Raw genomic sequence first — 24,089 nt, 5'->3', positions numbered from 1 at the left:
GGCCTCCTCTATGAATATTGCGTTTGCCCCCAACTACCTGCTGCCCCTGCCGCCCGGCCACCGCTTTCCCATGCTCAAGTACGAGTTGCTGCCCGAGCAGCTACTGCACGAAGGCACCGCCACGGCCAGCGATTTCTTCGTGCCTACCCCGCCGCCGCTGGCCGATGTGCTGCTTACCCACGAAGCCAACTACGTGCACCGCCTGCTGCACGGCCAGCTCACGCGCCAGGAGGAGCGGGCCAGCGGCTTCCCATGGAGCCCTGCGCTGGCCGACCGCGAAATGACCCTGCTCGGCGGCACCATCGGCTGCGCGCAGCGGGTGCTGGCGGGTGGCGGCGTGGCCCTCAACATTGCTGGGGGCACGCACCACGCATTTGCGGGCCGCCCCGAGGGCTTTTGCCTGCTCAACGACCAAGCCGTGGCGGCCAACTGGCTGCTGGCCCATGAGCCGGCGCGGGTGCGCCAGATTCTCATCATCGACCTCGATGTGCATCAGGGCAACGGCACGGCGGCCCTCTTTCAGCACGAGCCGCGGGTGTTTACGTTTTCGATGCACGGGGCGCGCAACTTCCCGGGCCGAAAGGAGGTATCGGACCTCGACCTGGCGCTGCCCGACGGCCTCGGCGATGCCGAGTATCTGGCCCAGCTGGCCGACGTGCTGCCCCGCCTGCTCGACGAGCAGGTGCGCCCCGACTTTGTGTTCTACCTCAGCGGCGTCGATGTGCTGGCTACCGACAAGCTTGGCCACCTGGCCCTGAGCCGCGCCGGCTGCCGCCGCCGCGATGAGCTGGTGCTCACCGCCTGCCATCGCCGCGGCCTGCCCGTGGTCGTGTGCATGGGCGGCGGCTACTCCGAGCGCATAGCCGACATCGTAGAGGCCCACGCCAACACCTACCGCGTAGCCGCCAGCCTCTGGGACTGAAATAATTGTGAAGGGGTGAGTTGGTGAAGGAGTGAAGGAGTGAGTTGGCGAATGGCAGAATTAACCAAACAGCTACTTCTTCACAACTCACTCCTTCACAATTCACTCATTAAATAAAAAAAGCCTCGCTCCAAGATAGGAACGAGGCTTTTTCAAAAAGCGATTAGGCTGAATTAATGCTGGTTCGACGGACGGTTGGGGTCGTTGCTGGTGCCGCTGAAGGTCTGCGAGAACCAGTCTTTAATTTCGTCGATGGCGTGGCCGGTTTTTTTCTGGATGTTACCGAAGAACTCGTCCTGCTTGCCCTCGTCGTAGGTCATGTCGTCGTCGGTGAGCTGGCCCCACTTCTGTTTGGCAGCACCTTTTACTTCGTTCCAGTTGCCACGGGTATTCAGCTCGGTGCTGTCGTCGATGTTGTTGTTATTAGCGTCCATGATTGAGAAAAGAAAGTGGTGGGTTGCGAAGCTTGTACGGCAGAAATAAGCCGCAGGTTGGGGGCCGCTACGGTTTCAGGTGCAGCCCGCTTACTTTCGGCTTTCCAACCGACCTGCCCTCTATGGACGACCTGCGCCTGACCCTGCAAACCCTGGCCCCCGACGACCGCCGCGACCTGGCCCAGTACATGCAGTGGCAGCGCCGCCGCCCCGCTGGCCGCCAGGATGTGCGCCTGCTGGCCCTGCTGCTGCACCCCAAGGAATACGACTCGGAAGTGCTCATCAAAAAGCTCTACCCCGACGAGCCTAACCCCGTGGCTTACTACGCGTTGCGTAAGCGGCTGCTGCGCCAGCTCACCGATTTTTTGTTGCTGCGCCAGCGCCAGCACGATGCCACGGCCGCCACCCCCGTGCGCGGCCACCTCACGCTGGCCCAGTACCTGTTTGGGGCCGGCGTGCCGCGCCTGGCCTGGACGATGCTGCGCAAGGCCGAAAAGCTGGCCCTCGACAACGAGCAGTACGAGCCCCTGAACGCCGTGTACAACGTGCAGATTCAGTACGCCCACTCGCCCCACGCCGAGCCGCTGGAGGCGATAATTGAGCGCCGCCACCGCAACAAAAAAGCCGCCGACGAGGAGGAGCGCGCCGGCATTGCCGATGCCCTGCTGCGGCAGCGCCTGCGCCAGGCTCGCGTGCACGGCCGCGGCACCGTGCCCGTCGATGAGCTGCTGCGCAACATCCTGGTTGAGTACGACTTGCAGGAGGCCTTTGCCCGCTCGCCCTCGCTGCTGTGCCGTCTGCTGAGCATTGCGCGCCACGCCATGCTGGCCCGCGGCGACTTTGCCACGTTTGCGCCCTTTGTGGAGCGCTGCTACGGGCTCATGGCGCGCCGCCACGGCTTTGCGCCCGCCCAGCGCGGCTACCAGCTGCGGCTGCTCTACATGCTGGCCCACGCGCTGTACCGCGCCCGGCGCTTTGCCGAGTCGGTGGCGTACCTGGAGCAGGCGCGGGCCGTGCTGGCCGCCGCGCCGGGCCGGCAGTTTGCCGAAATGGGGCCGCGCCTTACGTTTTTGCTGGCCGCCAACTACGCGTTCCTGAATCGTAACCGCGATAGTATCAGTCTGTTGGAGGAAGTACTGAAAGCCCGGCCCGCGCTGCCGCCCGCCGACCAGCTCACGGCGCGCCTACAAATCAGCTTCCATTATTTCGCCCAAGGCAAGTTTGCCCAGGCCAACCAAACCCTCATCAGCCTCGACCGCACCGACCACTGGCTGGAGCAGCACCAAGGCCTCGAATGGCTGCTGAACCACAACATTGGCGAGCTACTCATTCAAATAGAGCTGGGCAACCCCGAGCTGGCCCTAGGCCGGCTGCGGGTTATTGAGCGGCGGCTGCACGAGCAGTTTCCGGCCGCCGAGGCCACGCCCGATACCCCCGCCGCCCACGCCGGCGGCCCCTACCGCGCGGTGCTGCACTACCTGGCCCTGGTGCACGAAATCATCGACGACCCCGCCGTGGCCACCACCTCGGCCTTTGCTAATCGGGTGGCCACGATGCCGGCTTTCCTGTCAACCCAACAAGAAGATTTACAAGTACTTAGCTTTTTTGCCTGGCTGCGGGCGCGGGTGCTGGGCCGGCCCTATTACGAGGTGCTGCTGCGGCTGGCCGAGGGCTAGGAAGCAGGTAACTGCCTGGCCAGCTGCACAATGTCTTTCACCTCCAGCACCGGCTTGCCGGTCCCGCCCTGGGCCGCGTGCAGCATGGCCAGGCCCAGCTCACGTAGGGTGGAGCCGAAGCCCAGCCGCCGCGCCAGCGGAAGCAGCCAGCCAACCCAGCGATACATCGGCAGCACGTGCTGCTGGCCCGCCACGGGCTTTAGAAAGCCCGGCCGCAGCATAAACGCCGCCCCGAAGGGTAGGGCCAGCAGGTCGGTTTCGGTGCGGCGCTTCACCCGCGCCCACATGGCCCGCCCGCCAGTGCCCGCCCCCGAAATGTAGCAGAACGTGGCCGCTGGCGACTGCCGCACCAGCGCGCGGGCAAAGTGGAGCGCCAGGTCGTACGTGAGGTGCGTGTACTCGGACTCCTTCTTGCCCACCGACGACACGCCCGCGCAAAAAAAGCACGCCGTGTAGCCCGCCAGCTCGCCTTCAACGGCGCCCAACTCAAAAAAATCGGGCACCAGCAGCTCGCGCAGCTTGGGGTGCGCGTGCCCGCTGGGGCTACGGCTGATGCTGAGTACCTGCTCCACCCCAGGCTGTTGCAGCAGGGTGAGCAGCACACCTTCGCCCACCATGCCGGTGGCGCCGGTGATAATGATTCGTTGACTCATAAGTAATTAAGCGAAAAACCCGCCCTCCAGCCAGACGGTGAAGAGCGGGTTCTGTTTTAAGGAATAAATTTGATTTACAGCTCCTTGCGCAGCCGGGCCACCGGAATATTAAGCTGCTCGCGGTACTTGGCCACCGTGCGGCGGGCAATGTTGTAACCGCGGGCATTCAGCATTTTCTCCAGCTTATCGTCGCTGAGGGGGTGGTCTTTTTTCTCGCTGCCGATGAGGTCGCGCAGGATGCTTTTGACCTCGCGGCTGCTGGCGTCCTCGCCCGAATCGGTGGCGATGCCCTCCGAAAAGAAGAACTTGAGGGGGTAGATGCCGTGCTCGGTTTGCACCGATTTGGAGTTGGCCACGCGGCTCACGGTCGAGATATCCATGCTGATTTGCTGGGCGATGTCCTTGAGAATCATGGGCCGCAGCTTCGAATCGTCGCCGGTCATGAAGAACTCGCGTTGCAGCTCCACAATGGACGACATGGTGCGCAGCAGCGTGTTCTGGCGCTGCCGGATGGCGTCGATAAACCATTTGGCCGAGTCGAGCTTTTGCTTCACGAAGCTCACGGCCTCCTTCATTTTCTGGTCCTTTTTGGCGGCCTTGTCATAGGTCTGGAGCATTTCGCGGTAGTCGCGGCTCACGCGCAGCTCGGGGGCGTTGCGGGCGTTCAGGGTCAGGTTCAGCTCGCCGTTGTCGTTGGTGAGGATGAAGTCGGGCATGAGGTACTGGGCCCCGCCGCCGCTGCCGCGGCCCGCGTTTACGGGGCCGTTGCCGCCTGGCTTGGGGTTCAGGCGCAGAATAACGGCCACCGCGTCTTTCAGCTCATCGTCTTCTAAATCAAGCTTTTGCTGAATGCGCTGGTAGTGCTTCTTGGTAAACTCGTCAAACGTTTCGGTGAGAATGCGCTCGGCGTTGAGGGTGTCCTCGTCCTGGTGGCGGCGCTCCAGCTGCAAGAGCAGGCACTCGGGCAGGTCGCGGGCGGCAATGCCGGGCGGGTCAAACTGCTGCACCACGCGCAGCACGGCCTCAATCTCGTCCTCGCTCACCTCCAGGTTCTGGCTGAAGGCCAGGTCGTTGGCAATGGCGGCCAGGTCGCGGCGGATGTAGCCGTCGCCGTCAATGGAGCCCACCAGCTGCTCACCAATGGCCTGCTGGCGCTCGTCGAGCTGGGCAAAGTGCAGCTGGTCGAGCAGCGAGTCTTGCAGCGAACCGCTGTTGTCGGCCAGGGGCATTTCGCGCTCCTCCTCGTCGCCGGGGCCGTCGCCCTGCATTTTGTAACCCGCTATCTCATCGTCGTTTACGTAATCGCTGATGTCGATTTCGTGGTTGTCGTTGTCGATGCCCAGGGCCTCGGGCTCGGCGGCGGGCTCGGGGCGCTCGTCGGCGTAGTCGTCGGTGTTGAAGCTCTCCTCGGCGGGCTCGGGGGCGTCCTGCCCGGCGGGGGCAAAATCCTCGTCCAGGGTGTTCTCGTCGTTGTCGAGCGAGTCGTTGGGGTCATCGGCCTCGGGGGCCTCCTCCGAGTTGTCGTCGCGGTCGTCGGCGTCCTCGCTGTCGCCTTCTTCGAGGGCGGGGTTCACCTCCATTTCCTCCTTGATGCGGGTCTCCAACTCGGCCGTAGGAATTTGCAGCAGCTTGATAAACTGAATCTGCTGGGGCGAGAGGCGCTGCGAGAGCATCTGCTTGAGGTCGAGGCGTTGCATAAGGGAGCTAGAATAGAAGACAGTAGGGTGGGGCAGCAGCCCGTAGGAACCCGGCGCGCCGCGAACCGGCGCGGGCGGCGGCGGCTCCGGCCCGGCAAGCTACGGCGCGGCTGGCCCTGGCTACCGTAGTCTCATACTCCCAATGCACGGGTGAGGTTAACTCTCGGCCCCGGCGCAGCTTCCTGGCGGGGCCGCTGGGTGGCGGACTACGGCCGGTTTGCCGCCAGTGCCACTGGCTGGGGGCCAGGCGCGCCGGCGCGGCTTATTTTGCGCCTCCGCCTTTGGGCAGCACGATGAAATTCAGCAAGTACCGCGACTTTCCTACTCCGAGACCCTACGGCTTCACCCGCCAGTGCCTGGCCCTGCACGAAGGCCAGGCCGCCGTAGCCCTCACCCACGACCGGCAGCTGTGGCGGCTCTCGCTCGACGGCCCCACTGGGCCGGGGCAGGACCTGCGCCCGCTTTCGGCCCGTTACCAGCAGTGGCAGCAGGCGGGCGACACCTTTGAGGAGCGCACCTACGGCGGCGGCGCATTATTCGCTTACGAGCAGGGCTTTGGCGTAGTGTTTCTTGACCAGGTGCTGCTGTTCGATACCCTGAGCCAGCCCGTGCCGCGGGTGCTCGACGTGCTGGGCCCCGACCAGCAGCCCCAGGTGCTGCCCGCCCGCTTCACCGGCCGCGCCGGCTGCCCAGGCGCGGCCTGCTGGCTACCCGATACCAACGAGCTGGCCGTGGCCTACGAGCACGGCCAGTTCTGGGGCCGGAAGTTGTTTTTAGGGCTGCTGCGCCTGCGGCCGACCGCCGGGCCGCTGCCACCCGCTTTTTTCCGAACTCTGCGGCACGCGCTGAAGGCCGATAGCCACCCCCAACCACCGCCCGCCGCCTTCTACCAGGTAGCGCCGGCCCAGCCGCTTACCCTAAGCGCCGCGCTGCGCGCCGAGCAACAACTGCCAGCCAGCCTGGGCGACCTGATAGACGCGCCGCAGCTACTGGCGCTGCGCTACGCGGCGGGGCAGCTACAGGTAGCCACGTTTGGCGGCTACTACTCGGCCCGCATGGGCGGGGCTGGTACGGGGCGGGGGCTGGCCCTGCTGGCCGTGGAGCCGCGCTCGGCCACGGCCACCGCCCTGCTGCAACACGTGCCCACGCACTGGGCCAGCGTGCGGCTAACGGCCGATGGCACGCTGGCGGGCTGGAACCAGTACTTGCCCGCCGCGCAGGGCGGGCTCTACTTCTACTGCTTTGCTACGGGCGAGGTAGCCCGGCTGGGCTTCCGGCAAAAAGCCTTTACCACCGGCCTGCCGCAAGACAAAGGGGAGATGCTGAAGTGGCTGAGCTTTGACCGGGCCGGGCGCTTCATCTGGGTGTTTTCGGGGGGCGGGGCCAGCGTGTTTGAGGTACACTGACCTTGGAACCTACCTTTGCCCCACTCCTTAATCCCTCTTTATGCCTGCCGACCAGCTCCGCCGCACCCGCATCCAAGACCTGCTCAAAAGTACCGACCTCAACCGCGAAGTGCTGGTGAAGGCCTGGGTACGCACCCGCCGCGGCAACAAGTACGTGCAGTTTATTGCCCTCAACGACGGCTCGTGCCTCGCTACGCTGCAAGTAGTGGCTGCTGCCGAGGGTTTCCCGGAGGAGAGCCTGAAGGAAATTACTACGGGCTCGTGCATCGCCGTGCGCGGCCAGCTGGTAGCCAGCCAGGGCAAAGGGCAAGCCGTTGAGATTCAGGCTACTGAGATAACGGTGCTCGGCACGGCCGACGAAACCTACCCGCTGCAAAAGAAAGGCAACGACCAGAAAGGAATCTCGCTGGAGCACCTGCGCGAAATTGCCCACCTGCGCCCCCGCACCAACACGTTTGGGGCGGTGCTGCGCATCCGGCACGCGCTGGCGTTTGCCATTCACCAGTATTTCAACGACCACGGCTTTTACTACGTGCACACGCCCATCATCACGGGCTCCGATGCCGAGGGTGCGGGCCAGATGTTTCGCGTCACTACCCTGCCGCCCGAGCACCCGCCCCGCACCGCCGACGGCGCGGTAGACTACGCGGAGGATTTCTTCGGCAAGCAAACCAACCTCACCGTGAGCGGGCAGCTCGAAGGCGAGCTGGCGGCCATGGCGCTGGGTAGCGTGTACACCTTCGGGCCCACCTTCCGGGCCGAAAACTCGAACACCGCCCGCCACCTGGCCGAGTTCTGGATGATTGAGCCCGAAGTGGCCTTCAACGACCTCACCGACAACATGGACCTGGCCGAGGATTTCCTCCAAAGCCTGGTGCGCTACGCCCTGGCGCACTGCGCCGAGGACCTGCAATTTCTCAACGACACCTACGATAAGGAGCTGCTGGAGCGCCTCAACTTTGTGACCACCAACGAGTTTCAGCGCCTCACCTACACCGAGGCGGTGGAGATTTTGAAGTCGGCCAAGAAGAAATTCGAGTTTCCCGTGGACTGGGGCACCGATTTGCAGAGCGAGCACGAGCGCTACCTCGTGGAGAAGCACTTCAAGAAGCCGGTTATCCTCACCAACTACCCCAAGGAAATCAAGGCTTTCTACATGAAGCTGGACGATGACGGGCGTACCGTGCGGGCCATGGACGTGCTCTTTCCCGGCATCGGCGAAATCATCGGCGGCTCGCAGCGCGAGGAAGACCTGGTGAAGCTGCAAACCCGCATGGCCGAGATGCACGTGCCCGAAGACGAGCTGTGGTGGTACCTCGATACGCGCCGCTTCGGCACCGCGCCGCACGCGGGCTTTGGCCTGGGTTTCGAGCGCCTGGTGCTGTTTGTGACGGGCATGACCAACATCCGCGACGTGATTCCTTTCCCGCGCTTCCCCAAGAACGCCGAGTTTTAGGCCGCGCCGCGGCCCGGCCAACGCCGGGCGGCGCGCTAGCCCCACTGAAATATGCTGCTGATACTGCTGTTTTGGGGCTGGGCGCTGGGCGTGTCGCTCGGCCTCGGGCTGGGGCTGGCGGCAGCCCTGCGCCGGCTGGCGGGCCCGCTACCCACCGTATTGACCACCAGCCCCGAGCTACTGGGCCTGACCGGGCTGGCCGCGCTGGCCTGGCTCGTGGCCGGGCTCAGTTTTAGCCTGCCCGTAGCCCTGGGCCTACAGGTGGGCCTGAGTGTGCTGGCGGTTGGCTGCCTGGTGGCGGGCCGCGGGCAGCTGCACCAATTGCTGCGGAGCTATGCCCACGCGTGGCGGCAGGCCGGGGTAGGGGCGGGCGCGCTGGCGGCCGTGCTGGTAGCGCTGGTGCTGGTGCACGCGGCCCAGCCGCCCGTTTTCCCCGATGCGGCGCTGTATCACGCGCAGTTTGTGCAATGGCTGCACCACTACCCGGTGGTGCCGGGGCTGGGCAACTTGCAGGGGCGGTTGGCTTTTAATTCGCACGCGCACTTGCTCACGGCGTTTTTTAGCCCGGCGGCCGGGCGCGGGCCGGCTTTTCAGCAGGTATTCAACAGCTTGGGTTGCCTGCTGCTGGTGCTGCACCACGTGCGGCGGGCGGCGGGCCACGCCCGGCCGGGTGGGCAGCCCTGGCTGAGCTGGTTTTACCTGGGCACGCTGCTGCTGCTGCTCATGGCCCTGCGGCCCTGGATTTCGTCGCCGCTGCCCGATAGCACGGTGGCCGTGTGGGGCCTGCTGCTGCTGGGCGCGCTGCTCGAAACGCCTCGCTTCGCCCTTGGCGGCTTGGCCTGGCTGGCACTGCTCACGGCTACGGCCCTCACGTTTAAGCCCTCGGCGGGGCTGCTGCTGCTGTGGCCCGCCGCGGCCCTGCTGCGGCTGCCGCGCCGGGCCTGGGGGCGCGGGCTGGCCGTGGTGGGGGGCGTAGTGACGGTAGTGCTGCTGCCCTGGCTGGGGCGCAACGTGCTGCTGTCGGGTTACTTAGCTTATCCCCTGGTGGGGTGGTCGCCGGGGCCTGATTGGCTGGTGCCCGAAGCCCAGCGCTTGGCCGACCTGGCCGAAATCCGGCTCTTTGCCCGGCGGCCCCTGGCTGATTGGTCGCTGGCCGCCGGGCAGCCGCTGCGCCAATGGCTGCCGCCGTGGTGGGCCCAGCAGGAGCCCGCCGATAAACGGCTGCTGGTGCTTGGGCTGGCGGGGGCGGCGCTGGTGCTGGGCTGGTTGCTGTGGCTGGCCCTGCGCCGGCCCGCGGCCCTGCGCCACCAGCTGCGCCGGGCTGAGGTGCAGCTCTACGGCCTGTTGCTGCTGGGCGGCGGCGGCTGGTTTGTAGCGGCTCCGGCGCTGCGCTTTGCCTATGCCTACCTTATTGGGGCGGCCGTGCTAGGGCCATTGCTGGTGCTGCGCGCGCCGCTGGCGCGCTGGGGTCGGCTTAGCGGGTGGGTGCTACTTGGCCTGGGCCTGGTGTACGGGGGTAATGGCCTGCGCCACGAGCTGGCCCGGCCGGGTGCGCTGAGCGCAACGCTCATTTGGCCAGCCGATTACCCGCCCGTGGCGGTGCAGGTAGTGGCCCGGCTGGGGCCTTACCCGTTGCGCGTTGCGCCCGCCACCACCGGGCGTTGCGGCAACTGCCCGCTGCCGTGCGCCGAGGCGTGGCAGCCCGGCCTGCGGCTGCGCGGCGCTACGCTTGGGGAGGGTTTTCGCACGTTGTCAGCAGCGGCCGGGAGATAAAAGCGTCATCAGGAAAAAAGGCTGGTACTTCCAGCCGTGATAGCTGGCGCACCAGTGGGGGTTATGACCGTAGCGAGCTATAGGCGGCTACCGCGCACTGGTGCGTGTGCTGCTCTTCGGGTAAGCCAGCTTCAACCTTTTTTTTCCACCAGTAGCTTCAAAACTATGGCCAGGAACCCGGCGGCCGGGCCAGCGCCCTGGGCAAGCTATGCCAACCCGGCGGGCCGGCTGTGCGTTGCACGAGGTAGCCCCTCACTTACCCAGCCCATGCGCCCCGAAATCAACCTCACCGACTCTGCCAGCCTGCCCGAAGGCGGCCTGAAAACCTTTTCCACGCCCGACGGTGGCCCTGCGGTACTGCTGGCCCGCCACCAGGGGCAGGTGCACGCGTTTGCGCCCAACTGCCCGCACTACGGCGCGCCTCTGGAAAAAGGTAAGCTGCTGAATGGCAAAATTATCTGCCCCTGGCACCACGCCTGTTTTCGGGTGGCCGATGGCACCTTGTGTGAGCCGCCCGCCCTCGACGACCTGCCCACCTACCCCGTGCGCGAGGCCGAGGGCCGCATTTGGGTGCAGGTGCCTGCCAACCCACCCGCCAGCACCGACAAGCCCGAGGCCACGCCCACGGCCGAGCTGGGGGGCACGCCGCCCCCCGCCCCCGCCCCGGCCGCCGATACCCGCACCTTCGTGCTGGTGGGCGGCGGCGCAGCCGGCGAGTTTGCGGCCCAGGCGCTGCGCCGCGAGGGTTTTGCGGGCCGCGTAGTGCTGGTATCGGCCGAGGCCGACGTGCCCTACGACCGCACCAAGCTCAGCAAAGCCTACCTGGCGGGCAAGGCCGCGCCAGCCACGCTGCCACTGCGCAAAAGAGATTTTTATGAAGCGCAGCAGATAGAATGGCGGCCCAACAGCCGCGCTACGGGCCTCGACCTCGCCAAGCAGGAGCTGCAGCTGGCGGGCGGCCAGCCGCCGTTGCACTACGACCAGCTGCTGCTGGCCCCCGGCAGCACGCCCAACCTGCTGCCCAAGCTGCCCGGCCACAACCTGGCCGGCGTGCTGCCCTTGCGCACCAAGGCCGACGCCGACGCGCTGCTGGCCGCCACCAAAAACGCGCAGCAGGTGGTCATCATTGGCAGTAGCTTCATTGGCATGGAGGCGGCCAGCAGCCTCATTGCCGAGGGCCGGGCCGTGACGGTAATTGCCCAGGAAAAAGTGCCCTTTGTGCGGGTGCTGGGGCCCGAAATCGGGGCGATGTTCCAAAAGCTGCACGAGGAAAAAGGCGTGCAGTTCGAAACGGAGGCCGAGGCAACCTCCATACTTGGCGAGCGCGGCCATGCGGTGGGCGTGGAGCTTAAATCGGGCAAGCTGGTGCCGGCCGACGTGGTGATACTCGGCGTGGGCGTGCGCCCAGCTACTGATTTCCTGAAAGAAGCCTTCACCCTGGAGAAAGACGGTGGCCTGGCCGTAGATGAGTACCTGCAAGCCGCGGCCAATGTGTACGCGGCTGGCGACATTGCCCGCTTCCCACTGGCGGCCACCGGGCAGCCTACGCGCATCGAGCACTGGCGCGTGGCTCAGCAGCACGGCCAGGCGGCGGCCCGCAATATGCTGGGCCAGCAGCAGAAATTCACGGCTGCGCCCTTCTTCTGGACGCAGCAGTATGGCAAAAGCCTGCGCTACGCCGGCCACGCCGAAAAGTGGGACGAAATCACCTGCCACGGCGACGTAGCCCAGCAGGATTTCCTGGCGCTCTACGTGCTGGACGGCCGCATAGTGGCCGCCGCCGGCATGGGCCGCGATACCGACATGATTTACATTACCGAGCTGCTGGGCCTGGGCAAGCTACCCGCCCCCGCCGACGTGCACGACAAAACGGACTGGGCCGCCCTGCGCTAACTCAGCCTGCGTTTGCGCTCGGGCAAGCAAAAAAGGGGGACGATACCTATTCGGTGTCGCCCCCCTTTTTTGCTTGATTATCAAGGCTCTAGCGTCTGCCTCGGCCACCGCCGCCAGGGTTGTCTCCGCCGGGCTGGCCGCCGCCGCGTTGGTCGCCCCCGCCAGGTTGCCCGCCGCTGGGCTGCCCACCAAAAGTGCTGCGGTTGGGCTGGCCGCCGCCACCCGGCTGGCCACCAAAGCCGCCGCGGCTCGGCGCGGGCTGCATGCCGCCCCCAGGGCTACCCCCGCCGCCGGGCTGGCCGCCGCCAAAGCCACCGCGCCCAGGGTTGCCCCCGCCGGGGTTGCTGCCCCCGGTGCCCCCGCGGTTGGGCTGGCCCCCGCCAGGGTTACCCCCGCCAAAGCCGCCGCGGCCATCGTGGTCGCCGCCGCGGCTATCACGGTCTCCGCCGCGGCCATCACGGTCGCCGCCACGGCCATCGTGGTCGCCGCCAAAGCCACCGCCGCGGTTGGGCTGGCCGCCGTAGATGCCACCCCGGCCGCCGTAGCCATCGCGGTTGTAGGGCCGGTTGCCCACGTTGCCGCGGTTGCCATAGCCGCCGCGGTCGTAGCCATACACTCGGCCCGCGCCGTACTCGTGGCCGTTGTAGCGGCCGCCGCCGCCGTAGCCCCCGCCGCCGCCGTAGCCCCCGCCGCGGTACACGGTTACGTACTGCGGGTAGCGCTGGCGGTAGGTGCCAATGTAGAGCCAAGGCTGCGCCCCAATGTAGCTAACCGGTTGCGGGTGAAAATAGTAAGGGTCGTAGCCGTCGAGGTAAGGCACCGAAATCCACTGGACGCCATCGAACACGATGTACGTGCCGTTGTAGATGTCGTAGTACCCGTCAATCTCCGGAATGTAGTAGTACTGCGTGCCCTGCTGCACGGGCGGGCCCCACGGCGGTGTGCCAATGTTAATGCCTACGCTCACTTGCGCCTGCGCAGCAATGGGGGCGGCAAAAGCCAGGCCAGTGCCCAGCGCGAAAGCAAGATAACGAAGGCGGAAGTTCATGATAAGGAGGGAAAAAGAAGGAAGACTACGCGGCTGACTAACTGCAAGTAAGGTGCCGGGTTTTGGGCCGTGCCGCCACCAGGCGCGTTGCTTCGGTAGACAGGGCAACTACGCCGGCCACTACCCGCCCGGCCGGAACTACCCCAAAAAAGCCTCGCCCACCGGGCGAGGCTCCAGGGTCCCGCGGCGGTTACCTAGCGCACGGTGCGCGTAACGAGCTGGCCGCGGCGATTCACTTTTTGCACGATAACCGGGCGGCGGCCGGGTTGCTGCATCGCCACCGGGCGGCGCACCGGCATCGCTACCGGGCGGCGGTAGTAGCGGGCGTGGTGGTCATTGTACTGCGCCCAGGGCTGGCGGCCGCGGTAGGCTACCACTACCGGGTGAAAGCTGCTGGGGTTGTAGCCCTGCATGCTGGCTATGGGCGTCCAGCGGCCGTTGCGCTGCACGAGGTAATTGCGGGCGGCCAGGTCGTAGTAGCCATCAATTTCGGGTACGTAGTAATACTGTGCGCCGGCTGGAGCGGCCGGGCCCCAGGTGGGGTGGCCAAACTGCGCGTTGAGGCTTACCTGGGCGTGGGCGGCCGGGGCGGCCAGCGCCGCGAAAGCACCGCAAACAAAGGCGAGAACGTGGGTGCGAAATTTCATGGCAGTGCGTTGAAAAAGGGTTGGGAAAAGGTGTTGAACAGGATACCCTAACCATGCAAAGCAGGTGCCCCAAATACCCGCCCTCGTTGAACAACCCGCTTATGCAGACCAAAAGACGTACTTCATCGACCAGCCCGGACGCCTGGCTTTTGGGCCAAAAAAAAGCGCTCTGGAGAGCGCTTTTTATGCAAGTGGCTTGCAGTAAATTGGTTAGTGCTTGTCCTTGCCGTGGCCTTTGTCCTTATGGCCCTTTTCTTTGTGGCCCTTGCCGTGGTCATCATGGTCATGGTCATGGTCATAGTCACCACGATACAGCTTCTTGGCCTGGCCGGGGGGCAGGCCGTGGGGGTGGCCCTTGCGGTCGTAGGTCCAGGGCTCGGCGCCGCGGTACTCGATGTACTGCGGGTGAAAATTGCGCACGTCGTAGCCTTCCAGGCGCTCGTAGCGGTTCCAGCGGCCATCGCGCTTCACCAGGTAGCGGCGGGCGGGCACGTCGTAGTAGGCATTGGCCTCCGGAATGTAGTAGTACTGGGCGTTGGCGGGCGCGCCCACTACCACGGGCGGGCCCGTGTTGATGTTGATATTAACCTGGGCCTGGGCGGGCGCGGCGGCCAGGTCCAGGGCGCTCAGCAGGCCGAGGACGGCGGTTTTTTGGAGGAAATTCATGAAAGGAGAGAGTTAGGTAGGTGTGTGCTCTTGTTGCAAGGACGGTGCCAGGTACCAGGGAGCGGGAGCGCCCATGCGCGGCGGCTCAGCTTTTGGCTTTGCGCAGCAGGTAGCGCGTGACAACGGGCGCGGGGGATACGCCTTCCAGGACGGCGTGGGTTTCGACCAGCTCCCAGCCGGCCGCGGACAATTCGCTTAGCGCCTGGTTGAGCAGCAAGGTGTTGTGGTGCAGGTTTTCGCGGTAGCGGTCGCTGGTTATGGTATATTCTTCTTCCAGCTTTACTTCGCTCACGCCCTGGAAGGCCGGCGTCACCAACATGCGGCAATCCGTTTTGTAGGGCGATTTGATAATCGTAATAGTTAGAAAATCGTAGCCGCCGCGGGGGCGCGCCGCGCTGGCCTGGGCAAAGGCCGCCTGGGTGCCCAGCACCAGCCCGGCGCTCAGCACCAGCCGGCGCAAAAAGGGGCGTAAAAGCAAACGCATGGCAAGGAGGGTTTAGAGAGAGTGCCGCCGAGGTGCACGGCCCGGCAAAGAAAGAGAAATTGCGCCACCGCGCACCAATCGGGGGCTCAGCTTGTTGCTGTCGGTCGGCCCACCGCCACTGGTAGCCAGAAATCTTCGATTTTTCGCCACCCCTGGCCGGCCATTCCCGTACCTTTGCTCGTTCTTCCTCTTTGCCCGCATGGCTAAAAAAACGGCTACCGCTCCCGTGGCTCCCGCTCCGAAAAAATCCCAAGCTGCTCCTAAAAAAGCCGCGAAGCCCGCCGCCCCCGCGGCCACAATCCTGACCGCCGCTACCGAAGCCGAGCTACTTGAAATGGCTGAGCAGCAGGGGCCCGACCTGCGCCACAACCTACCCGTGGGCAGCCAGCCTGCGCCCGCCGGCCTGGCTGTGGCCGCCGCGCACGACACGCCCGAAACGCTGCCGCCCCGCGTCCCAGCCCCCGGCCCCGCGCACCAGGCCCCACTCCTGGGCGCGGCTGCCGAAGCGCCCTACATTGAGGTATACGGTGCCCGCGAGCACAATCTCAAAAACGTGAGCGTGCGCATTCCGCGTGGTAAATTGGTGGTTTTCACCGGGATATCGGGCTCGGGTAAGTCGAGCCTGGCCTTTGATACCATTTACGCCGAGGGGCAGCGGCGCTACATGGAGACGTTTTCGGCCTACGCGCGCTCCTTCATGGGCGGGCTGGAGCGGCCGAATGTCGATAAAATCGAGGGCTTGTCGCCGGTAATTTCCATTGAGCAGAAAACGACCTCGCGCAACCCGCGCTCCACGGTAGGCACCATTACCGAGATATACGACTTCCTACGCCTGCTGTATGCGCGTACTGCCGAGGCGTTTAGCTACGCCACGGGCAAGAAGATGATTCGGCAGTCGGACGACCAGATTATCAACTACATCCTTCGGCAGTACGATGGCAAAAAGCTCATCGTGCTGGCGCCCGTGGTGAAGGGCCGCAAGGGCCACTACCGCGAAGATTTTCAGAAGATTGCGAAGCTGGGTTTCACCAAGGTGCGCGTCGATGGCGAGCTGCTCGACATCACGCCCAAGATGCAGGTGGACCGCTACAAAATCCACGACATTGAAATCGTGATTGACCGGCTCGTGGTGAAGGAGGAGGACCGGTTCCGCCTGTCGGGCTCGGTGCAGAACGCCATGACCCACGGCAAGGGCACCATGCTGGTGCTCGACCCCGACGCCAAGAAGGCCGCGCCGCAGTTCTTCTCGCGCTTCCTCATGGACCCCGAAACCGGCATCGCCTACGACGACCCGGCGCCTAACACGTTCAGTTTCAACTCGCCCTACGGCGCGTGCCCGCACTGCGCCGGCATGGGCGAGGTGCAGCAGATTACGGAGGAAACCGTGATTCCCGACCCCAAGCTGAGCATCAGCCGCGGGGCCATTGCGCCGCTGGGTGAGTACCGCGACATCTGGATTTTTCAGCAGCTCCAGCTCATCCTCAAAAAGCACAAGGCCAGCCTCAATACCAGCATTGAGAAGATGGACCCCGACCTGCTCAAGCGCCTGCTCCACGGCATTACCCAGGACGAGGCCGACGACGCGAAAGCCGTCTATACGGAGCCGTTTGAGGGCATTATTCCCTTCCTGCGCCGGCAGATGGAGTCGGAGTCCGACAACATCCGCGAGTGGATTCAGCAGTACACCCAGGCCCAGACCTGCCCCGTGTGCGATGGCTACCGCCTCAAGAAAGAGAGCCTGCACTTCAAGTTGGCCGACAAGCACATTGGCGAGCTATCGGTGATGGATATCAACGAGTTATCGACGTGGTTTGTGGACGTGGAGGAGCGCCTGAGCGACCGCCAGAACCTCATTGCCCGCGAGCTGCTCAAGGAAATTCGCAAGCGCATCGGCTTCCTGCTCGAAGTAGGCCTCGACTACCTCAGCCTGCACCGCTCGGTGCGCACGCTGAGCGGCGGCGAAAGCCAGCGCATCCGCCTCGCCACCCAGATTGGCACCCAGCTCGTGGGCGTGCTCTACATCATGGACGAGCCGAGCATTGGCCTGCACCAACGCGATAACGAGCGGCTAATCAAGGCTTTGCAGCACCTGCGCGACATCGGTAACTCGGTGATTGTGGTGGAGCACGACAAGGACATGATTATGCACGCCGACCACGTGCTCGACATTGGCCCCGGCGCGGGCATCCACGGCGGCCACATCGTGGCCGAGGGCACGCCCGAAGCTATTTTCAACTCGGGCTCGCTCACCTCCGATTACCTCAGCGGCAAGCGCAACATTGAGCTGCGCAAAAAGAAGCGGGTAGGCGAGGGCGCCGAGCTGGTGCTGAAAGGCGCCAAGGGCCACAACCTTAAGAACGTAACGGCTAAGTTTCCGCTGGGCAAGCTCATCGCCGTCACGGGCGTGTCGGGCTCGGGCAAGTCGTCGCTCATCCACGACACGCTGTACCCGATTCTGAACCAGCACTTTTTCAACGCTCACCGCGAGCCGCTGGCCTACGGCAGCCTCGACGGCCTGGAGCTGATTGACAAAGTGATTGAGGTGGACCAGTCGCCCATTGGCCGCACACCGCGCTCTAACCCAGCTACTTACACGGGCGTGTTCACCGAAATCCGGCAGCTGTTTGCCGAGATGGCGGAGGCCAAAATCCGCGGTTACGGCCCCGGCCGCTTCTCGTTCAACGTGAAGGGTGGGCGCTGCGAAACCTGCGAAGGCGCGGGCATCCGCACCATCGAAATGAATTTCCTGCCCGATGTGCACGTGCCCTGCGAAACCTGCAAAGGCCGCCGCTACAACCGCGAAACCCTGGAAGTGCGTTTCAAGGGCAAGTCCATCACCGACATCCTCGACATGACGGTGGAAAAGGCTACGGAGTTCTTCGAGTTTCAGCCCCGTATCCTGCGCAAAATCAAGACGTTGGCCGATGTGGGCTTAGGGTACCTCACGCTGGGCCAGCAGGCCACCACGCTCTCGGGCGGCGAAGCCCAGCGCGTGAAACTCGCCACCGAGTTGAGCAAAAAGGACACCGGCAAGACCTTCTACATTCTCGATGAGCCCACCACCGGTCTGCACTTCGAGGACATTCGCCACCTCGCCGACGTGCTCCACAAGCTCGCCGACAAGGGCAACACCGTCCTCATCATCGAGCACAACCTCGACCTAATCAAGGTGGCCGACCACGTCATCGACATTGGCCCAGAAGGTGGCGCGGGCGGCGGCGCCATTGTGGCTCAGGGCACGCCCGAGCAGGTGGCCAAGAGCGGCAAGGGCCACACCTCACGCTTTTTGGCTGAGGAGTTGAAGACGAGCGTATATGCCTAGCGCACAGTTCTTTTTGTCGTAAATTCACTTCTCTAGCCCCTTGCACGATGACCACCGCCCAGGTTTTGTTTGAGCAGTACAAAGTGCTGCCCCAGCGTATTCAGCAGCAACTCAAGCAGCTCATTGTGCAGGCCGAGCCGCCCGCCGCCCGCCCGCCGGTAACTCCTGTAGTTAATGAGGATGACGATGAGGATACGGATACCCACATTAGTATCTCGATGGAGGCGCTGCACGCTAGTATTGAGCAAGTTAAGCTATTGCGGGCTGGTAAGATTACCGGCCGGCCGATAGAAGAATTATTTGCGGAATTGGAAAGCGAAAAAGATGAGGCGGACGATTAGGACGTTACCAGAATTTGACCGCCGGTCTAAAAGGCTACGTAAAAAATTCATTTCGCTCACCAATGAGCTTCGCACACTTGTACAAAGTATCATTACTGACCCGCGCCAGGGCGAAAGCCTGGGCGCGGGCCTTTACAAAATCCGCCTGGCCAGCGCCAGTAAGGGCGGCGGTAAAAGCGGCGGCTTCCGCGTTATCACGTACTACGTGGAGCAAACTGCCGAAAGTGAAACGGTCTATCTGGTAACGATTTATGACAAATCGGAAGCCGGCAGCATCGCTAAAGAAGAGTTGCTGAAACTGCTACAACAAGAGTTGCCACCGGCTTAAAAAAGAGCGCCCGCCTCCCCGCTGTAAGGGAGGCGGGCGCTCTTTTTTGCGTTGTTCAGGCTTACCCGCCCGTGGGGCCAAAGCGCTCGGTCAGAATACTTTCGGTAGCTACGCCAACGGCTTGCAAGCCGTTCGCTACGCTTTCGACTAAGCCCGTGGGCCCGCACACGAAGCACTGCGGCGGCGTAGCAAACCGCGCCACTACCTCGGCCAGCAGCGCCGCGTCGATGCGGCGCTGGTAGCCGGCCCAGCCGGTGGGGGCCTGGCGGGTGTAGTCGAGCAGCAGCGTGAAGGTGGGGTCTTCCTTGGTTAAAGCCTCTAATTCAGCCTGATAGATAACCTCCTCGGGCGTGCGAATGCTGAACAGCAGCACGGCCGGCGTGCGCAGCCCCAGGTGCTGCCGGTGGCGCAGCATGGCCATGAGCGGCACTACGCCCGAGCCGCCGCCTACCAGCAGCAGCGGCGGGGCCGCCGGCTCGCCGCGCCACACGAAGTAGCCGCCGATGGGGCCGCGCACTTCCAGCGGGTCGCCCACGGCCACGCCCTCGAAGAGGTAACCCGACACCTCGCCTTCCGCCACCAACTCAACGGTCAGCTCGATTTCGCCGGTTTGCTCGGGCGGGGAGGCCACGGAGTAGCTACGCTCGGCCTGGTAGCCGCCCTCGGCGGTGAGGCGCAGGTCGTAGTGCTGGCCGGCGAGGTGGGGCGTAAAGCCGGGCAGGCTGAGGGTGAAGGACTTGACGCGCGGCGTTTCCGGCCGAATGCTGGTAACGGTGGCCAACTGCCAGGTTATCTTGCTCATAGCCGGATGCTGGTGGCGCTGGCCGCGGGCTCGTCGTCGTCGTCGCGGTAGCGCTGCTCCTTCCACGGGTCGCCGTACATGCTGTAGCCGGCGCGCTCCCAGAAGCCAGGCTCGTCGGTGGCCGTGAAGCGCAGGCCCTGCGCCCACTTGGCGCTTTTCCAGAAGTAGAGGTGCGGCACCACCAGCCGGGCCGGGCCGCCGTGCTCGGGCGCCAAAGGCTGGCCGTTGTACACGAGGCCCACAAAGGCTTTACCGCCCCGCAGGTCGGCCAGCGGCAGGTTGGTGGTGTAGCCGCCGTAGCTGAACTGCGTAACAAACTGAGCCTCGGGCTTGAGCTTGACGTGCTCCAGCAAGGTGTCCACGCTCACGCCGCGCCAGTGGGTGTCGAATTTCGACCACTTTGTCACGCAGTGGATGTCGGGGTTGAAGTCCTGCATGGGCAGCTTATTGAACTCCTCCCAGCTCCATTTTACGGGTTCTTCGACCAGGCCTTCGAGGCGAAACTCCCAGTTGGGGAGTGCGATGCGGGGCGTGGGACCGGCGGTGAGCACCGGAAAATCGGTGGTTTCGTATTGGCCGGGCGGCAGCTTAGGGTTGGCGGGGCGCTTGGGCTGGAAGCCGCGGTTGGTGAAAAGTCCCATGATGGTGAAGGGGAAAGTGGCTGTTAAGTAAGCGTTTGCGAGTAGAAAGGTTGGCATCTGCTGCCCGCTGGCTAAGCTTTAAAAAAATAAGTGCGGCCCCAACCAACCTTTGCGCGCCGGGCTGGCACTTTACGCCAAATTACTGCTAATGCCAGCACCGCTACCCCTTGCGCCCTCCGCCGACGACCAGCTGCTGGCCGGCTGCCTGGCCCACGACCGGCAGGCGCAGCACCAGCTGTACCTGCGCTACAAAACGGCCATGTTCTCGGCGGCGCTCCGCATTCTGGGCAGCCGCGACCTGGCCCAGGACGCGTTGCAGGAGGGCTTTATCGAAGTCTTCCAATCGCTGAGCAGTTTCCGGCACCAGTCCACGCTGGGAGCTTGGATTAAAATTATTGTGGTGCGGCGCGCGCTGCGCACGCTGCGGTGCGAGCAGCGCATGGAAGTGTACGACCCCGAGCAGCACCCCGAGCCGCTGGTGGCCTGGCACGACAACCTCACCGGCGAGGCCCTCGACCGGGCCATTGCCGAGCTGCCGGCCGGCTACCGGGCCGTGTTCTGCCTGGTCGAAGTGGAGGGCTACGCCCACCGCGAGGTGGCCGAGCTGCTCCGCATCAGCGAGGGCACCAGCAAGTCGCAGCTTTTTCACGCCAAGCGCCTGCTCCAACGCAAGCTTCAACACCTCTACTCATGAACCCCACAACCCCCGACATGCCCGAAAGCGGCATTCCAAATCTGCGGCGGGCGGTGGCTACCCTACCCCTCCACGAGCCCGACGCGGCCACTTGGCCCCGCCTCGCGGCCCAGTTGGCCGCCGCCGAAGCCCTGGCGCGCGCCATTCCGACCCTGCCCGCCCACGAGCCCGCCGATGACCTGTGGGCCAGCATCAGCGCCCGCCTCGATGCTGGCGAAACCGCCGCCGCGCCCGAAGCCGCCCCCGCTGAAGTGGTTCCGGCAGTGCTGCGCACCCTGCCGCTGCCCGGCCGCCCCGCCTGGCTGAGCCGCCCGGCGCGGCGCGCTCTGGCCCTGGCAGCCAGCGTGTTGCTGCTGCTGGGCGGGTGGTGGGGGCTGCGCCCAACCACTACGCCGGCGGCCACGGCCTTGCACGAAACGGTGGCCTACAGCGAGGAAGTAGCGCCGGTGACCAGCGAGCCGCGGGCGCTGGCGGCCGTGCCCTTCGCCGCCCCCGACCCGCTGGAGCAGCAGGGGCAGGCCTTCATTGATGCGCACTGCTCGTCGCTGCCCACGGTGTGCCAGTCGGGCGAGTTTCGCTCGCTGCGCACCCAGCTCACCGAGCTGGAGGGCGAGGAAGCCCGCCTGCGCCTCGATGCCCGGCGCTTCGGCACTTCGCCCGAGCTGCTGCGCGAGCAAACCCAGCTTATCAACCTGAAAGCCGCGGTTACCCGCGAGTTGGTTCAATTGCTAATATCATGATTATCTATAAGTTACATCGGGTAAGCCAGGCGGTCCTGCTGGCCGGGCTGCTAAGCCTGCTGGCCCTGCCGCCCGCCTGGGCGCAGCAAAAGGTGCAGGTGGTGACCCGCACCCTGGCCCAGAACTGGCCCTGCCCGCCGGGCCTGGCCGTGCGCATCCGGGCCGAGAAAGCCACCGTGCTGGTGCGGGCCTGGGACAAGCCCACCGTGCAGGTGACGCTGCGCCTGAGTGCCCGCCACCCCGACCGCGCCGTGGCCGAGCAGGACCTGCCCGTGGCGCAGTACCGCTTGCAGCAAAACGGCAAAGGGCTGGATTTGCTCAATTTCTTTGAGCTGCCGGCCGGTGCGCCGGCCGTGCGCAGCGACCTGCGCGCCGAGTTCACGGTGTTTATGCCCGCCGGCAACCCGCTGCAAGTGGTGAACGCCTACGGCCAAACCGAGCTGGCCGACCTCACCGGCCGCCAATCAGTGGAACAAAGCTTCGGCAAAATTATCCTGCGCGACCTGCGCGGCACCCTCCGCGTGACGGCCCGCTACGCCGACCTCACGGCCACCAACGTGCAGGCCGATTTTACCTGCGAGGCCAATAAGTCGGCGGTGCTGCTGACCGAGCTGGGCGGCAGCTGCGTGGTGCACGACTTCTACGGCAGCGTGCGGGTGCAGCCGGCCGCCACGCTGCGCAAGCTCAGCATCGAAACCGACCGTACGGAGGTGATTATCAGCGTGCCGCAGCCCGAGCAGTTTACCTATCAGCTCAGCACCCAGCAAGGCACCCTCACGGTGCCCGCCGCCTACGCCGCCGCCCGCAAGGGCAGCGCCACCCACGGCACGCTGGCGGTGGCTGGCCCGCGCCCGCTGGTGCGCGCCACTACCACCTACGCCCCGCTGACCCTGCAAACCCAGCCGCTGCCGCCCGCCCCGCTCAGCGTTTCGTCGGTGCTTAAACCCTGATTTTTTGTGAACAGATTCTACGCTTACCTGGCCGGCCTGCTGCTTGGGGCTGGCCTGCTGCCGGGCCTGGCCCACCCCGCCGCCGCCCAAACCACGCCCGCCGATACCACCCGCCTGCGCTACGGCGAGGAGGTGGCGGCCCCGGCTGCCGCCGCGCCGCGCCCTATCGCCCGTCAAGAACGCGGCGTTTGGAAACTGGGGCTGAATAACTTTTTAGTGGGCTCCCTGGCCTATGCTTCTTCTTGGCGAGCGGGCTTGCATGTGGCCTACGAGCACCAGTTGGGCAGCCCGGCCTGGTCAGTGCTGGGCGAGGTGAGCCCGGCCATCACGCGCAGGCGCACCGGCTACTACACGGAGAACCAAACCAACTTCGCGTTGCGCGCCCAGGTGGCAAGCCGCTACTACTACAACCTGGAACGGCGGCGGCGGCAGGGCCTGCGCACGGCGGGCTTTTCGGCCAATTACGTAGCGGTCGCCATCGGGGCCAGCTTGTTTGGGCCGGGCGGGTCCAACCGGGAGGCCCCTTTTTTGCCGCTGGCGGGCGGGGTAACGAGCGGCAGCAGCGGCACTGCCCCCGTTGATGTGGCGGTGCTCTACGGCGTGCAGCGCCGCTTTGGTCGCCGGGGCTTTATGGATGCCAGCCTCGGCCTGGGTAATTTTTTTACTTCCGGGTTTCAAACCGGCGTAGTGGGCAGCCTGCGGCTGGGCGTGGTGCTGGGCAGCCCGCCTAGCTACCCGGCCCCGCCCGTGCCAGCTACTGCCGAGGCCAGCCTGCACCCGCGGGTCTACCTGGGCGTGCAGGCGGGCCGCATCGGCTACCGGCTGCAATACCCAGCGCAAAGCCCTTACCCGGAGAGCAGGAAGGAAGTGATAGGGGGCGAAACGCGGGAAACGAATTATGGTGGGCCATACAGGGGCTATGACTATTACGAAGAGTTCGCTTTCCCCGCCCCGACCTTCTACGCCGGCTACTACCTGCTGCCCCGCCTGGCCGTGCAGGCGGGCGCGACTTACTGGGCCAGCACGGCCCTCAACTACACCACCTTTACCAGCCCCGGCGGCCGGCTTGCGGTGGGCAACGGCCGCTACCGGGCCACCGGGCTGGCCCTGCCGGTAGTGGCGCGTTACAGCCTCACGCCGGTCTTTCTGCGGCGCTGGCAGTTTGAGGCGCTGGGTGGGCTTACGCTGGTGCGGAGCACGGCCGAGTATCGGGAATATGCCATTGAGCAGCACCAGGTTACCGACCAGCAGACCGCCGGTTTCCGGCGCACCTCGTGGGGGCTGCACGCCACCCTGGGCCTGGCGGCCAACTACAGTTTTGGCCGCCGCCGCCAGGTGCAGGCCACCGCCGAGCTAACGGCCGCCAAAGACCTGCGCACCGGCTTGCAGATTACGAGTATCAATGACCTGACGCCGAGCGGTAGCCTGGGCCTGCGCTACCGCTTCGGCTACCGATAAGATGTAAGTAGCTGATTATTAGAATTTTGACTTGAAATTATCTCGCCCATTACGATAG

Annotated in this window: 22 protein-coding genes; 13 read left to right on the top strand and 9 right to left on the bottom strand. The window is 65.0% G+C overall.

Going from position 1 to position 24,089, the window contains the following annotated elements; genetic code table 11:
* Nucleotides 1-10: 10 nt before the first annotated feature.
* Complete coding sequence (locus QMK33_RS04515; RefSeq protein ID WP_283563366.1) at nt 11-922, top strand: histone deacetylase family protein; 912 nt, start codon at nt 11-13, stop codon at nt 920-922.
* 173 nt (nt 923-1,095) lie between these two features.
* Here the strand turns inward: QMK33_RS04515 and QMK33_RS04510 are convergent, their stop codons facing one another.
* Nucleotides 1,096-1,356, bottom strand: a complete 261-nt coding sequence (locus QMK33_RS04510; RefSeq protein ID WP_283563365.1) for a CsbD family protein — start codon at nt 1,354-1,356, stop codon at nt 1,096-1,098.
* Nucleotides 1,357-1,478: 122 nt separating this feature from the next.
* On the opposite strand from QMK33_RS04510, the gene QMK33_RS04505 reads away from it, so the two are divergent.
* Nucleotides 1,479-3,032, top strand: coding sequence for a tetratricopeptide repeat protein (locus QMK33_RS04505; RefSeq protein ID WP_283563364.1), 1,554 nt, complete (start codon nt 1,479-1,481; stop codon nt 3,030-3,032).
* On the opposite strand, the gene QMK33_RS04500 is transcribed toward QMK33_RS04505, so the two are convergent.
* Complete coding sequence (locus QMK33_RS04500) at nt 3,029-3,685, bottom strand: NAD-dependent epimerase/dehydratase family protein (protein ID WP_283563363.1); 657 nt, start codon at nt 3,683-3,685, stop codon at nt 3,029-3,031. The genes QMK33_RS04505 and QMK33_RS04500 overlap by 4 nt on opposite strands.
* Before the next feature lie 74 nt (nt 3,686-3,759).
* Entirely contained in the window at nt 3,760-5,382 is a 1,623-nt protein-coding gene (gene rpoN / locus QMK33_RS04495; protein ID WP_283563362.1) for an RNA polymerase factor sigma-54, read from the bottom strand.
* Nucleotides 5,383-5,675: 293 nt separating this feature from the next.
* Here rpoN and QMK33_RS04490 point away from each other — a divergent pair, with 293 nt between their 5' ends.
* The 4 genes from QMK33_RS04490 to QMK33_RS04475 all read left to right on the top strand — a co-directional run bounded on the left by QMK33_RS04490 (nt 5,676) and on the right by QMK33_RS04475 (nt 11,910).
* Nucleotides 5,676-6,788: a hypothetical protein gene (locus tag QMK33_RS04490; RefSeq protein WP_283563361.1), complete on the top strand. Its 1,113-nt coding sequence runs from the start codon at nt 5,676-5,678 to the stop codon at nt 6,786-6,788.
* 40 nt (nt 6,789-6,828) lie between these two features.
* Nucleotides 6,829-8,244 (top strand): asparagine--tRNA ligase, encoded by a 1,416-nt coding sequence (asnS, locus tag QMK33_RS04485; protein ID WP_283563360.1) that lies wholly within the window; start codon nt 6,829-6,831, stop codon nt 8,242-8,244.
* Nucleotides 8,245-8,295: 51 nt separating this feature from the next.
* Entirely contained in the window at nt 8,296-10,017 is a 1,722-nt protein-coding gene (locus QMK33_RS04480; RefSeq protein WP_283563359.1) for an LIC_10190 family membrane protein, read from the top strand.
* A 267-nt stretch (nt 10,018-10,284) separates the two neighbouring features.
* Nucleotides 10,285-11,910 carry an FAD-dependent oxidoreductase gene (locus QMK33_RS04475; RefSeq protein WP_283563358.1) on the top strand — a complete coding sequence of 542 codons (1,626 nt, stop codon included), beginning with the start codon at nt 10,285-10,287 and terminating at the stop codon, nt 11,908-11,910.
* 88 nt (nt 11,911-11,998) lie between these two features.
* Here QMK33_RS04475 and QMK33_RS04470 read toward each other — a convergent pair whose 3' ends face one another.
* The 4 genes from QMK33_RS04470 to QMK33_RS04455 form a co-directional block, all read right to left on the bottom strand.
* On the bottom strand, nt 11,999-12,958 hold the full coding sequence (locus QMK33_RS04470; RefSeq protein ID WP_283563357.1) for a hypothetical protein: 960 nt from the start codon (nt 12,956-12,958) through the stop codon (nt 11,999-12,001).
* A 194-nt stretch (nt 12,959-13,152) separates the two neighbouring features.
* Entirely contained in the window at nt 13,153-13,605 is a 453-nt protein-coding gene (locus QMK33_RS04465; RefSeq protein ID WP_283563356.1) for a hypothetical protein, read from the bottom strand.
* A 210-nt stretch (nt 13,606-13,815) separates the two neighbouring features.
* Nucleotides 13,816-14,271, bottom strand: coding sequence for a hypothetical protein (locus QMK33_RS04460; RefSeq protein WP_283563355.1), 456 nt, complete (start codon nt 14,269-14,271; stop codon nt 13,816-13,818).
* A gap of 85 nt (nt 14,272-14,356) precedes the next feature.
* The gene (locus QMK33_RS04455; protein WP_283563354.1) at nt 14,357-14,755 is read right to left on the bottom strand and encodes a hypothetical protein; all 399 of its coding nucleotides are present in this window, start codon (nt 14,753-14,755) and stop codon (nt 14,357-14,359) included.
* 199 nt (nt 14,756-14,954) lie between these two features.
* On the opposite strand from QMK33_RS04455, the gene uvrA reads away from it, so the two are divergent.
* The 3 genes from uvrA to QMK33_RS04440 are packed head-to-tail and all read left to right on the top strand — an operon-like array spanning nt 14,955 to nt 18,746.
* A complete protein-coding gene (uvrA, locus tag QMK33_RS04450; protein ID WP_283563353.1) occupies nt 14,955-18,077 on the top strand; it encodes an excinuclease ABC subunit UvrA in 3,123 nt (1,040 codons plus the stop codon).
* 47 nt (nt 18,078-18,124) lie between these two features.
* Nucleotides 18,125-18,418: a hypothetical protein gene (locus QMK33_RS04445; protein WP_283563352.1), complete on the top strand. Its 294-nt coding sequence runs from the start codon at nt 18,125-18,127 to the stop codon at nt 18,416-18,418.
* Nucleotides 18,378-18,746, top strand: coding sequence for a type II toxin-antitoxin system RelE/ParE family toxin (locus tag QMK33_RS04440; RefSeq protein ID WP_283563351.1), 369 nt, complete (start codon nt 18,378-18,380; stop codon nt 18,744-18,746). The genes QMK33_RS04445 and QMK33_RS04440 overlap by 41 nt, the downstream gene beginning before the upstream one ends.
* A 61-nt stretch (nt 18,747-18,807) precedes the next feature.
* On the opposite strand, the gene QMK33_RS04435 is transcribed toward QMK33_RS04440, so the two are convergent.
* Entirely contained in the window at nt 18,808-19,548 is a 741-nt protein-coding gene (locus QMK33_RS04435) for a ferredoxin reductase (protein WP_283563350.1), read from the bottom strand.
* Nucleotides 19,545-20,189, bottom strand: a complete 645-nt coding sequence (locus tag QMK33_RS04430; RefSeq protein ID WP_283563349.1) for a sulfite oxidase-like oxidoreductase — start codon at nt 20,187-20,189, stop codon at nt 19,545-19,547. Before QMK33_RS04430 ends, QMK33_RS04435 begins: the two co-directional genes overlap by 4 nt.
* A gap of 148 nt (nt 20,190-20,337) precedes the next feature.
* Here QMK33_RS04430 and QMK33_RS04425 point away from each other — a divergent pair, with 148 nt between their 5' ends.
* Genes QMK33_RS04425 through QMK33_RS04410 form a run of 4 tightly spaced genes read left to right on the top strand, consistent with a single transcriptional unit; the run spans nt 20,338 to nt 24,031 of the window.
* Nucleotides 20,338-20,883: an RNA polymerase sigma factor gene (locus QMK33_RS04425; RefSeq protein ID WP_283563348.1), complete on the top strand. Its 546-nt coding sequence runs from the start codon at nt 20,338-20,340 to the stop codon at nt 20,881-20,883.
* Nucleotides 20,880-21,623 carry a hypothetical protein gene (locus QMK33_RS04420; protein ID WP_283563347.1) on the top strand — a complete coding sequence of 248 codons (744 nt, stop codon included), beginning with the start codon at nt 20,880-20,882 and terminating at the stop codon, nt 21,621-21,623. The genes QMK33_RS04425 and QMK33_RS04420 overlap by 4 nt, the downstream gene beginning before the upstream one ends.
* Entirely contained in the window at nt 21,620-22,573 is a 954-nt protein-coding gene (locus QMK33_RS04415; protein ID WP_283563346.1) for a hypothetical protein, read from the top strand. The genes QMK33_RS04420 and QMK33_RS04415 overlap by 4 nt, the downstream gene beginning before the upstream one ends.
* Nucleotides 22,574-22,579: 6 nt before the next feature.
* Nucleotides 22,580-24,031 (top strand): hypothetical protein, encoded by a 1,452-nt coding sequence (locus QMK33_RS04410; protein ID WP_283563345.1) that lies wholly within the window; start codon nt 22,580-22,582, stop codon nt 24,029-24,031.
* Nucleotides 24,032-24,089: the final 58 nt, after the last annotated feature.

It is taken from the genome of Hymenobacter sp. H14-R3 (genome assembly GCF_030063445.1).
In the GTDB taxonomy this organism is placed as follows: Bacteria; Bacteroidota; Bacteroidia; order Cytophagales; family Hymenobacteraceae; genus Hymenobacter.
Note: the sequence above shows the minus strand (reverse complement) of the source record. Positions and strands in the feature narration are given on the sequence as shown.

Coding starts and splice junctions, on each gene's coding strand:
- QMK33_RS04500 (WP_283563363.1), bottom strand. CDS start 3,685: ATGAGTCAACGAATCATTATCACCGGCGCCACCGGCATGGTGGGCGAA.
- QMK33_RS04505 (WP_283563364.1), top strand. CDS start 1,479: ATGGACGACCTGCGCCTGACCCTGCAAACCCTGGCCCCCGACGACCGC.
- QMK33_RS04490 (WP_283563361.1), top strand. CDS start 5,676: ATGAAATTCAGCAAGTACCGCGACTTTCCTACTCCGAGACCCTACGGC.
- QMK33_RS04470 (WP_283563357.1), bottom strand. CDS start 12,958: ATGAACTTCCGCCTTCGTTATCTTGCTTTCGCGCTGGGCACTGGCCTG.
- asnS (WP_283563360.1), top strand. CDS start 6,829: ATGCCTGCCGACCAGCTCCGCCGCACCCGCATCCAAGACCTGCTCAAA.
- QMK33_RS04460 (WP_283563355.1), bottom strand. CDS start 14,271: ATGAATTTCCTCCAAAAAACCGCCGTCCTCGGCCTGCTGAGCGCCCTG.
- QMK33_RS04475 (WP_283563358.1), top strand. CDS start 10,285: ATGCGCCCCGAAATCAACCTCACCGACTCTGCCAGCCTGCCCGAAGGC.
- QMK33_RS04430 (WP_283563349.1), bottom strand. CDS start 20,189: ATGGGACTTTTCACCAACCGCGGCTTCCAGCCCAAGCGCCCCGCCAAC.
- QMK33_RS04425 (WP_283563348.1), top strand. CDS start 20,338: ATGCCAGCACCGCTACCCCTTGCGCCCTCCGCCGACGACCAGCTGCTG.
- QMK33_RS04415 (WP_283563346.1), top strand. CDS start 21,620: ATGATTATCTATAAGTTACATCGGGTAAGCCAGGCGGTCCTGCTGGCC.
- rpoN (WP_283563362.1), bottom strand. CDS start 5,382: ATGCAACGCCTCGACCTCAAGCAGATGCTCTCGCAGCGCCTCTCGCCC.
- QMK33_RS04465 (WP_283563356.1), bottom strand. CDS start 13,605: ATGAAATTTCGCACCCACGTTCTCGCCTTTGTTTGCGGTGCTTTCGCG.
- QMK33_RS04445 (WP_283563352.1), top strand. CDS start 18,125: ATGACCACCGCCCAGGTTTTGTTTGAGCAGTACAAAGTGCTGCCCCAG.
- QMK33_RS04515 (WP_283563366.1), top strand. CDS start 11: ATGAATATTGCGTTTGCCCCCAACTACCTGCTGCCCCTGCCGCCCGGC.
- QMK33_RS04510 (WP_283563365.1), bottom strand. CDS start 1,356: ATGGACGCTAATAACAACAACATCGACGACAGCACCGAGCTGAATACC.
- uvrA (WP_283563353.1), top strand. CDS start 14,955: ATGGCTAAAAAAACGGCTACCGCTCCCGTGGCTCCCGCTCCGAAAAAA.
- QMK33_RS04435 (WP_283563350.1), bottom strand. CDS start 19,548: ATGAGCAAGATAACCTGGCAGTTGGCCACCGTTACCAGCATTCGGCCG.
- QMK33_RS04480 (WP_283563359.1), top strand. CDS start 8,296: ATGCTGCTGATACTGCTGTTTTGGGGCTGGGCGCTGGGCGTGTCGCTC.
- QMK33_RS04420 (WP_283563347.1), top strand. CDS start 20,880: ATGAACCCCACAACCCCCGACATGCCCGAAAGCGGCATTCCAAATCTG.
- QMK33_RS04455 (WP_283563354.1), bottom strand. CDS start 14,755: ATGCGTTTGCTTTTACGCCCCTTTTTGCGCCGGCTGGTGCTGAGCGCC.